Source organism: Paraburkholderia phymatum (assembly GCF_040965635.1).
Taxonomy (GTDB): Bacteria; Pseudomonadota; Gammaproteobacteria; order Burkholderiales; family Burkholderiaceae; genus Paraburkholderia; species Paraburkholderia phymatum_B.
Genome location: NZ_JBFRCH010000015.1, coordinates 160451 through 169664, shown reverse-complemented (window position 1 = coordinate 169664; position 9214 = coordinate 160451). Strand labels below are relative to the sequence as shown.

Genomic DNA, 9214 nt, shown 5'->3' with positions numbered 1-9214 from the left:
CCCGCGCAAAGCGCCTGCGGCGCGACCAAATGAACCGGAATGACCATTTTCATTGGTGATTCGGAAAGTTTACGCATGCGCCATCGCAATCAGTCGCGTTTACTCGGCTTGATCAGCATTGCCTTAGTGCTTCAGCACCTACTCTGGTCCCATGCAAAGCGGTCGACCAGAGTTAGTGCTTCAGCACCTACTCTGGTCCCATGCAACATCGTTGCAGTTGTCCTTTTCGCCGCACGTCGCGGCTAACTACTTCGAATCGAAAGTATGAACCATGCCGCCTTCACGAGCATCGCCGCTCCGCCCGCGCGGCCGGCCGTCGCGCGCGGAACCGTTACAATAGCCGGATTTCCCGTGCCGTCCCGCCGCACATTTCACGCGCGCATGCCACACGATGCGCGCCCATTTTCCGCGTCGACATGAATCTCGTCATCCAAAGCCTCGCGCCTCTTGCCGCTGAACACCACAAGCCGCTCACCGCGTTGTCGCGCGGTTCGAACCTCACCGTTGTCGATCCGCACGCGGTGCGCATCGATAACGCCGACGTCGCGCAGCGCGCCGACCTCGACGTGTACTGCACGACGCATTCGCTCGACTACGCGTTCGTCGAAGCGGGCCGCCGCCTGACCGACTTCGGCCTCGTCGCGATGGACATGGACTCGACGTTGATCACGATCGAATGCGTCGACGAGATCGCGGATTTCTGCGGACTGAAGCCGGAAGTGGCAGCCATCACAGAAGCGGCAATGCGCGGCGAGATCAAGGATTTCAACGAGAGCCTCACGCGCCGCGTCGCGCTGCTCAAGGGCCTCGACGCGAGCGCGCTCGAAAAGGTCTACGAAGAGCGTCTGCGTCTGTCGCCGGGCGCGGAAAAGATGCTGGCGGGCGCGAAGGCGGCGGGTCTGAAGACGCTGCTGGTGTCGGGCGGCTTCACGTTCTTCACCGAAAAGCTGCAGGCGCGCCTCAACCTCGATTTCACGCGCGCGAATACGCTGGAGATCGTCGACGGCAAGCTGACGGGCCGCGTGCTCGGCGAAATCGTCAACGCGGATGTGAAGGCGCGCACGCTGCGCGAAGCGTGTGACAAGCTTGGTATCGAACCGTCGCGTGCGATCGCGATGGGCGACGGCTCGAACGATCTGAAGATGATGTCGGTTGCGGGCCTGTCGGTTGCGTTCCGCGCGAAGCCCGTCGTGCGCGAGGCCGCGAGCGTCGCGTTCAATCACGTCGGGCTCGATGGGCTGTTGCGGCTGTTCTGAGCCGGCGCCCTCGCATCGCCGGATGATGTGAAAACGCGAAAGGCCCGCTCGGTTCCGAGCGGGCCTTTTTGCTTGCGTTGCCGCTTGACTTAAAAGCAGGCGGCGAATGCTGCCGTCAAGCGGCCAGCGCCGCGAGGCAACGCTCGATATCCGCGCGCAGATCCGCCTCGTCTTCGAGGCCGACGTAGAAGCGCACCAGCGTCCCGCGATGCGGCCACTTGGACTCGCTGCGCATCGACGCGACGTTGTACGGCATCGCGAGACTCTGCGCGCCGCCCCAACTCCAGCCCAGCGAGAACAGGTCAAGCGATTCGCAGAACGTGTCGATTTGCGCGGGCGTATAGCGCTCGTCGAACACGACCGAGAACAGCCCGCCCGCACCCGTGAAATCGCGCTTGTAGACCTCGTGGCCCGGGCAGTCGGGCAGCGCCGGATGTAGCACGGCCGCGATTTCGCGCCGCGTCTTCAGCCACTTCGCGAGTTCGAGCGCGCTCTTGTCATGCTGCTCGAAGCGCACTTTCATCGACGGCAGGCTGCGCAGGATCAGCGAGCAATCGTCCGACGACACGCCGATGCCCATGCGCATCCGCGCGAGCTTCAGCTTCAGATGCAGGTCACGGTCGACGGTGATCGTCGCGCCCATCAGCACGTCGCTGCCGCCCGACTGATACTTCGTGAGCGCCTGCATCGAAATATCGACGCCGTGATCGAACGGACGGAACGCGAGGCCCGCGGACCACGTGTTGTCGATCGCCGTGATGACGCCGCGCGCGCGGGCGACGGCCGTGATGGCGGGAATGTCGGACACCTCCATCGTCACCGAACCCGGCGCTTCGAGCCAGATCAGCTTCGTGTTCGGCTGGATCAGGTCGGCGATGCCCGCGCCGATCAACGGATCGTAGTAGCGCGCGCTGATACCGAAGTCCTTCGCGAGCCATTCGGCGTGATCGCGGTTCGGCGAATAGACGTTGTCGGGAATCAGCACGTCGTCGCCCGATTTCACGAGGCCGAAGTACACGTTGGAAATCGACGACAGGCCGGACGGCTGCAACAGTGCGTGATTGCCGCCTTCGAGCGCGGCAAGGCGCTGCGCGAGCGTGATCGACGTCGGCGTTGCGTGCAGGCCGTAGCGCCACTGCGCGTCGTTGCGCCAGTCGAGCGTGCGCATCGCCGCAAGATCCGGAAAAACGACCGTCGATGCGCGCGCAACGGGTACCGAGAACGATTCGAAACCGGGCGTCAGCTGATCGGCGGGCTGGACGATGCGTGTTTGCAAGCCGTGCTTCGGAGTCTTTTGAGTCATGGTCAGTGGATGTTGGATTCGAGGTACGAGAGAGAGTACGTCAGTGATGCGCGCGGCGCGCCTATTCGCCCGTCGTCAGGTTGCTGACGCCGTTGACGGGCTGGCCACCCTTGTGCGCCTGAGCGGGTGATTGCGTGGGCTGTTGCGCCGGTTTCTGTGCTTGTGCGGGTGACTGAGCTGGTGCTTGTACGGATGACTGAGCGGATGACTGAGCGGATGACTGAGCGGATGACTGAGCAGGCAACTGGGCCGCCGCGCTCTTGCCGGCCGCGCCAGCCGCGGCCTGTCCTGCCGCGAGCGGTCGCAACGAGAACGCTTGCGGATCGGAATCGTCGACGTTCATCCGCTCGCCTTCGAGCGAGCCGTCGGCGGCAAACTTGCCGACCCAGTTGCCTGTGATGTGCGTGCCGTCGTTCGACTCTTCGACTTCGAGCGTATCGCCGTCGCGATCGCCCGCAATCAGAATCACCTCGCCCGAATCGGAAAACTGATACTCGCCGTGCACGCCGGATGGATCGTCTGTCTTCGCGCCCAGGCGCAGCACGATCTGCCGCTTGCCGAGCGTGCCCGCATATTGCGGAAACTTCGCGAACTCGGGGCTCGGCTTCAACGGCAACTGGATCGGCGGCGGCGCCGCGAGTTCCTTCACGGCATCGCTTTGCGCGCGCGTCACGGCGGGCAGCGCCACCGTGACGGCCAATGCCGCGGCCGCGATCATCACGGGCCACGATGCCCCCTGTTTCGACCTCATCTTCTGCATCCGTTGTTTCCTTTCAACCGGCCGGTGATGGCCCGCCTTCGACGTCCCGCTCGCGGCGCCTGGCGCGGCGGGAACCGGCTTCGACCGGTTATACCGCAAGTTCGTTCAGCGAGGGGACAGCGAGATTCCCGCCGTCCCCTTTTCACTCGTCATTTCCTCGTCATTTCCTCGTCAGATACGCTCGAAGATCGCGGCAATGCCCTGGCCGCCGCCGATGCACATCGTCACGAGCGCGTAGCGTCCGCCGATGCGCTGCAGTTCGTACAGCGCCTTCACCGTGATCAGCGCGCCCGTCGCGCCGATCGGATGACCGAGCGAAATGCCCGAGCCGTTCGGGTTCACCTTGGCGGGGTCGAGGCCCAGTTCCTTCGTCACGGCGCACGCCTGCGCGGCGAATGCCTCATTCGCCTCGATCACGTCGAGATCGCCGACCTTCAGACCCGCGCGGTCCAGCACCTTCTGCGTCGCGGGCACGGGGCCGATGCCCATGTAGTTCGGATCGACGCCCGCATGCGCGTACGCGACGAGCCGCGCGAGCGGTTTCGCGCCGCGCTTTTCGGCGACGCTGCGCTCCATCAGCACGACGGCCGCCGCCGCGTCGTTGAGACCCGAGGCGTTGCCCGCCGTGACCGTGCCGTTCTCTTTCGCGAACACCGGCTTGAGCTTCGCGAAATCATCGGCGGTTGCGTTCATGCGCACGTGCTCATCCGTGTCGAAGACGGTGTCGCCTTTCTTCGACGCAATCGTGATGGGCAGAATCTGTTCCTTGAAATAACCGCCTTCGATTGCCTTCGCGGCTCGTCGATGCGACTCGAGCGCAAGCGCGTCCTGCGCGTCGCGCGTGATGTCGTACTTCTTCGCGACGTTTTCGGCCGTCACGCCCATGTGGATCGTCTGAAACGGATCGTGCAGCGCGCCGAGCATCATGTCGACCATGCTCGCGTTGCCCATGCGCTGACCGAAGCGCGCCGTCGGCATCATGTACGGCGCGCGGCTCATGCTTTCCGCGCCGCCGCCGATCGCGACGTCCGCATCGCCGAGCAGCACGCTCTGCGCCGCGGAGACGATCGCCTGCAGCCCCGAGCCGCACAGCCGGTTCACGGTCAGCGCGGGCGCATGCTGCGCGACGCCGCCGTTCAGCGCCGCGACGCGCGCGAGATACATGTCCTTCGGCTCCGTGTGGATCACGCTGCCGAACACGACGTGACCGACTTCGTCGCCGGCCACGTTCGCGCGCGACAGCGCCTCGCGCACGACACGCGCGCCCAGCTCGGTAGGCGCGAAGTCCTTCAGGCTGCCGCCGAAATCGCCGATTGCGGTCCGTACGCCGCTTACCACCACCACTTCACGTTGCATCGCTTGCTCCTCTCTTGTGTCTCAGATGAATGCCGCGCGCTTCGTGAGGACAGCACGCGACAGTGTCCCGCTGAACCTGCCCGAGTTGCCGGTCTGGCGCATTGCGCGCTAATGCTATTGTGCAGCGGCCGCCGTGCGATGCGCTCAAGCGCCGAGGAGTTTTTCGACGCTCGCGCGATCGGGAATCGGCGCGACGGCGCCGAAGCCTTGCGTCGACAGCGCCGCCGCGACGTTCGCATAACGCGCGGCCTTGAACGGGTCGTCGCCCGCGACGATGCGCGCGACGAACGCGCCGCCGAAACAGTCGCCCGCGCCCGTCGCATCGACGGCGTTCACGGCGCGGCCAGGCACGACGCGGCGCTCATCGGGCGTCGCGATATACGAGCCCTCCTTGCCGAGCTTCAGCGCGACGACACGCGGTCCTTGCGCCAGCAGGAAATCGACGATGTCGTCGCGCTTCGTGAGCCCTGTCAGCTCGGTGACGTCATCCCAGCTCGGCAGGCAGATGTCCGTCTGGCGAATCGCTTCGAGCATCACCGCGCGCGCCCGCGCGAGCGGCCAGAGCTTCAGGCGCAGATTCGTGTCGAAGCTGACGAGCACCTGGTTCGCGCGCGCGTGTTCGATGGCGGCGAGCGCGGCATCGCACGCGCTCACGCTGATCGCGAGGCTGATGCCCGACAGATGGATGACCTTCGCGGCCGCAATCGCGTCGAGCGGCAGGTCGCGCGGCGCGTAGCGGCTCGCGGCAGAACCGGCGCGAAGATAGTCGAACTGATGGCCGGACGAGCCGTGCGACACGAAATACACGCCCGTCGACGCCTGATCGTCGATGCGCACATACGACGTATCCACGTGCTCGCGTTGCCACAGATCGAGCAGCAGACGCCCGAACTGATCGCCGCCGACAGCCGACACGAAGCCCGTCGACGCGCCCTGCCGCGCAGCCGCGATGCAGAAGTTCGACGTGTCGCCGCCGAAGCCTTGCAGATACGTCGGCTGGTCTTTCCCGGACTGGTTGAACTCGACCATCGCCTCGCCGAGCGCGAGGACGGACGGCGTGCCGGCGGGCACGTTCGACGCCATCGCTTACACCTCGCCCCACAGGTCGTGGCCGTCGGCGCCCGTGATCTTCACCGACACGAAATCACCGACCTTGTAGCGCTTCGACGCCTTCTTCGCGGGCGCGATATACACGACGCCGTCGATCTCCGGCGCGTCTGCCGCCGTGCGGCCGATGCCGCCGTCGGCGTTGATTTCGTCGACGAGCACCTTCAGCGTCTTGCCGACCTTGCGCGCGATGCGTTTCGCGGACACTTCTTCCGCGACTTCCATGAAGCGCGCGCGGCGCTCCTCGCGGACTTCGTCGGGCAGCGCGCCGTCAAGCTCGTTGGCCGTGGCGCCTTCGACAGGCGAGTATGCAAAGCAGCCGACACGATCGAGTTCCGCCTCGCGGATGAAGTCCAGCAGCGTTTCGAACTGCTCTTCCGTTTCGCCCGGGAAGCCCGCGATAAACGTGCTGCGGATCGTCAGGTCCGGGCAGATCTCGCGCCATGCGCGCACGCGCTCGAGCACCTTTTCGGCGTTCGCGGGTCGCTTCATGCGCTTCAGCACTTCCGGGTGCGCGTGCTGGAACGGCACGTCGAGATACGGCAGCACGTGGCCCTTCAGCGGACCGTCGGCCATCATCGGAATGACTTCGTCGACGCTCGGATACGGATACACATAGTGCAGACGCACCCACGCGCCGTATTGCGCGGCCAGTTCGCCGAGCGCGCCGACGAGATCCGTCATGCGCGTCTTGATCGGCTTGCCGTTCCAGAAGCCCGTGCGGTATTTGACGTCGACGCCATATGCGCTCGTGTCCTGCGAAATCACGAGCAGCTCTTTCACGCCCGACTTGAACAGGTTCTCCGCTTCGAGCATGACTTCGGCGACGGGTCGCGAGACGAGATCGCCGCGCATCGACGGAATGATGCAGAACGTGCAGCGGTGATTGCAGCCTTCGGAAATCTTCAGATACGCGTAATGACGCGGCGTGAGCTTGATGCCCGCGGCGGGCACGAGATCGACGAACGGATCATGCGGCTTCGGCAGATGGCTGTGGACGGCCTGCATCACTTCGCCGACGGCATGCGGGCCCGTCACGGCGAGCACCTTCGGATGCACTTCTTCGATCAGGTTCGAACCGCTCGCGCTCCGCTTCGCGCCCAGACAGCCGGTGACGATCACCTTGCCGTTCTCGTTCAGCGCTTCGCCGATCGCGTCGAGGCTTTCCTGAACGGCTTCGTCGATGAAGCCGCACGTATTCACGACGACGAGGTCCGCACCGTCATAGGTGCCGGAGATCTCGTAACCCTCCGCGCGCAGTTGCGTGATGATCTGTTCGGAGTCGACGAGGGCTTTCGGGCACCCCAAAGATACTATACCTATACTATACTGCTTGGACATTTCGGATTGCGGGACATGGCGATAAAGTCGAGAGTTTACAGCTATTTGCGCTTCAGCGACCCAAAACAAGCGGCCGGCAGCAGCGCGGACCGCCAAGTAGAGTACGCCACGCGATGGGCGGCAGAACATCAAATGCAGCTCGACGATTCCCTCTCGCTCCGCGACGAGGGACTTTCGGCCTATCACCAGAAACACGTCAAGCAAGGTGCACTAGGGGTATTTCTCCGCGCTATCGAGGACGGTCGAATCCCGTCAGGGTCTGTCCTGATAGTCGAGGGGCTGGACCGACTCAGTCGCGCCGAGCCCATTCAGGCACAGGGGCAACTGGCGCAGATTGTGAACGCCGGCATTACCGTCGTAACTGCCAGCGACGGGCGCGAATACAATCGCGCCAGCCTCAAAGCGCAGCCGATGGATCTCGTTTACTCGCTGCTCGTGATGATCCGCGCACACGAGGAATCGGATACCAAGAGCAAACGCGTCAAGGCCGCGATCCGTCGACAGTGTCAAAACTGGATTGCGGGCACCTGGCGCGGTGTTGTGCGAAACGGAAAGGACCCACAATGGGCGCGGCTCAACGACGAACGGCGCTTCGAACTGGTACCGGAGCGCGCTGGCGCCATCAAGTTCATGATCGAGATGTACAAACAGGGACACGGCGCTGTTAAAACAGTTCGTGAGCTGTCCACGCGCGGCATGTCGATTACGGACACTGGAAATCCCGCCGAGCAGATCTATCGCATCATCCGAAACCGGGCCTTGATCGGCGAGAAAACGCTCGAGGTTGACGGAGAGCAATATCGCCTAGAAGGTTATTACCCGCCCCTGCTGACTGCCGACGAGTTCGCTGAACTGCAACATCTCGCCGAGCAGCGCGGCCGCCGTAAGGGCAAAGGCGAAATCCCCGGCATCATTACAGGCTTGGGTATTAGCTACTGTGGATACTGTGGAACCGCAGTCGTTGCACAGAACCTGATGGGGCGAAAACGGAAGGCGAATGGGCATCCCCAAGATGGACATCGCAGGCTGATCTGCGTCGCGTACAGCCAAAACCAGGGTTGCACGGTTGGAGGCAGTTGCAGTGTGGTCCCAATCGAACGGGCCGTGATGCGTTTTTGCTCGGACCAGATGAACCTGACGCGCCTTCTTGAGGGCGACAGCGGCGCGACGGCGTCGGCCGGTCGACTGGCCCTGTCACGGCAACGCGCGAAGGAGTTGGATGCGCAGATCGCGCGAATCATGGACGCCATGCTTTCCGACATGGAGGCCGCGCCGCAGGCTTTCGCGCGAAAGGCACGAGAGCTCGAATCCCAGCTGGACGAATGCCAAAAGGAGATCGAGTCACTCGAACACGAACTGGCCTCTGCATCCAGCCGCTCCACACCGGCGGCCGCAGAGGCTTGGGCCGCGCTGGTAAATGGAGTCGAGGCGCTTGATTACGATGCGAGATTGCAGGCCCGCCAGCTGGTCGCGGACACGTTCAGTCGAATTGTCGTTTTCCGGCAGGGCTTTGAGCTGGGGAACAACGACGACTCGTCGATCGACCTGATGCTGATGGCCAAGCACGGAAACACGCGCATGTTGCATATCGACAGACGGACGGGCGCATGGAAGGCGGCCGAGGACCTCAACGTGTCGGATGTCCCGTCGCACCAGGTACCGCTTCCGCCGGGCGCGACGGCTGTCTGACCCGCTCCCACTCCGCACCTAAAGATCTGAGGGATGCGGCCGTTATCCCTGCCATGAAAACCAAACATACCGATATCGAAGCTTTCGAGGCCGTCGCCAACGCTTTCGGCCACACCCCTGAGACCGTTGAAGCAAAGGCGGCACAGATCAACCTCGCGCTGTCTGCCGGCGACTCCGTCATGGCGGCCGCTGTCGTTTTCGACCAAGCAAAAGACTGCGGCGTGCCGAAAACCGAGCACTACTCGCAGGCTGACGACGTCTTTCCTTACCCGGACCTCGCGCCGTTTGGCAATCACGGACTCGCGCAGTTTATGGAAGCGCTGGAGCACCTGGGTATGCAGCTGGTTGTACAACCGATCGCCAAATGACCTAGACTCCCGCCTGCGCCGCCACAACCTCATA

At 63.8% G+C, this 9214-nt stretch carries 8 protein-coding genes; 3 read left to right on the top strand and 5 right to left on the bottom strand.

Going from position 1 to position 9214, the window contains the following annotated elements; translation table 11 throughout:
- Positions 1-416: 416 nt before the first annotated feature.
- Positions 417-1256: a phosphoserine phosphatase SerB gene (gene serB, locus AB4Y32_RS24145; protein WP_368723747.1), complete on the top strand. Its 840-nt coding sequence runs from the start codon at positions 417-419 to the stop codon at positions 1254-1256.
- A 115-nt stretch (positions 1257-1371) separates the two neighbouring features.
- Here the strand turns inward: serB and AB4Y32_RS24140 are convergent, their stop codons facing one another.
- From AB4Y32_RS24140 to rimO, 5 genes are all read right to left on the bottom strand, one after another.
- A complete protein-coding gene (locus AB4Y32_RS24140; protein ID WP_368723746.1) occupies positions 1372-2559 on the bottom strand; it encodes a cystathionine beta-lyase in 1188 nt (395 codons plus the stop codon).
- Positions 2560-2620: 61 nt separating this feature from the next.
- On the bottom strand, positions 2621-3319 hold the full coding sequence (locus AB4Y32_RS24135) for a hypothetical protein (RefSeq protein ID WP_368723745.1): 699 nt from the start codon (positions 3317-3319) through the stop codon (positions 2621-2623).
- Between the two features lie 171 nt (positions 3320-3490).
- Positions 3491-4675, bottom strand: a complete 1185-nt coding sequence (gene bktB / locus AB4Y32_RS24130) for a beta-ketothiolase BktB (RefSeq protein WP_368723744.1) — start codon at positions 4673-4675, stop codon at positions 3491-3493.
- Between the two features lie 144 nt (positions 4676-4819).
- On the bottom strand, positions 4820-5758 hold the full coding sequence (locus tag AB4Y32_RS24125; protein ID WP_368723743.1) for a sugar kinase: 939 nt from the start codon (positions 5756-5758) through the stop codon (positions 4820-4822).
- A 3-nt stretch (positions 5759-5761) separates the two neighbouring features.
- Positions 5762-7123: a 30S ribosomal protein S12 methylthiotransferase RimO gene (rimO, locus tag AB4Y32_RS24120; RefSeq protein ID WP_368723742.1), complete on the bottom strand. Its 1362-nt coding sequence runs from the start codon at positions 7121-7123 to the stop codon at positions 5762-5764.
- 15 nt (positions 7124-7138) lie between these two features.
- Between rimO and AB4Y32_RS24115 the strand changes: the two genes are divergently transcribed.
- Together AB4Y32_RS24115 and AB4Y32_RS24110 are read left to right on the top strand one after the other, a co-directional pair.
- The gene (locus AB4Y32_RS24115; protein WP_368723741.1) at positions 7139-8812 is read left to right on the top strand and encodes a recombinase family protein; all 1674 of its coding nucleotides are present in this window, start codon (positions 7139-7141) and stop codon (positions 8810-8812) included.
- A 53-nt stretch (positions 8813-8865) separates the two neighbouring features.
- On the top strand, positions 8866-9180 hold the full coding sequence (locus AB4Y32_RS24110) for a hypothetical protein (protein ID WP_368723740.1): 315 nt from the start codon (positions 8866-8868) through the stop codon (positions 9178-9180).
- The last annotated feature ends 34 nt before the right edge of the window (positions 9181-9214 follow it).

Coding starts and splice junctions, on each gene's coding strand:
- bktB (WP_368723744.1), bottom strand. CDS start 4,675: ATGCAACGTGAAGTGGTGGTGGTAAGCGGCGTACGGACCGCAATCGGC.
- serB (WP_368723747.1), top strand. CDS start 417: ATGAATCTCGTCATCCAAAGCCTCGCGCCTCTTGCCGCTGAACACCAC.
- AB4Y32_RS24110 (WP_368723740.1), top strand. CDS start 8,866: ATGAAAACCAAACATACCGATATCGAAGCTTTCGAGGCCGTCGCCAAC.
- AB4Y32_RS24125 (WP_368723743.1), bottom strand. CDS start 5,758: ATGGCGTCGAACGTGCCCGCCGGCACGCCGTCCGTCCTCGCGCTCGGC.
- AB4Y32_RS24115 (WP_368723741.1), top strand. CDS start 7,139: ATGGCGATAAAGTCGAGAGTTTACAGCTATTTGCGCTTCAGCGACCCA.
- AB4Y32_RS24135 (WP_368723745.1), bottom strand. CDS start 3,319: ATGCAGAAGATGAGGTCGAAACAGGGGGCATCGTGGCCCGTGATGATC.
- AB4Y32_RS24140 (WP_368723746.1), bottom strand. CDS start 2,559: ATGACTCAAAAGACTCCGAAGCACGGCTTGCAAACACGCATCGTCCAG.
- rimO (WP_368723742.1), bottom strand. CDS start 7,123: ATGTCCAAGCAGTATAGTATAGGTATAGTATCTTTGGGGTGCCCGAAA.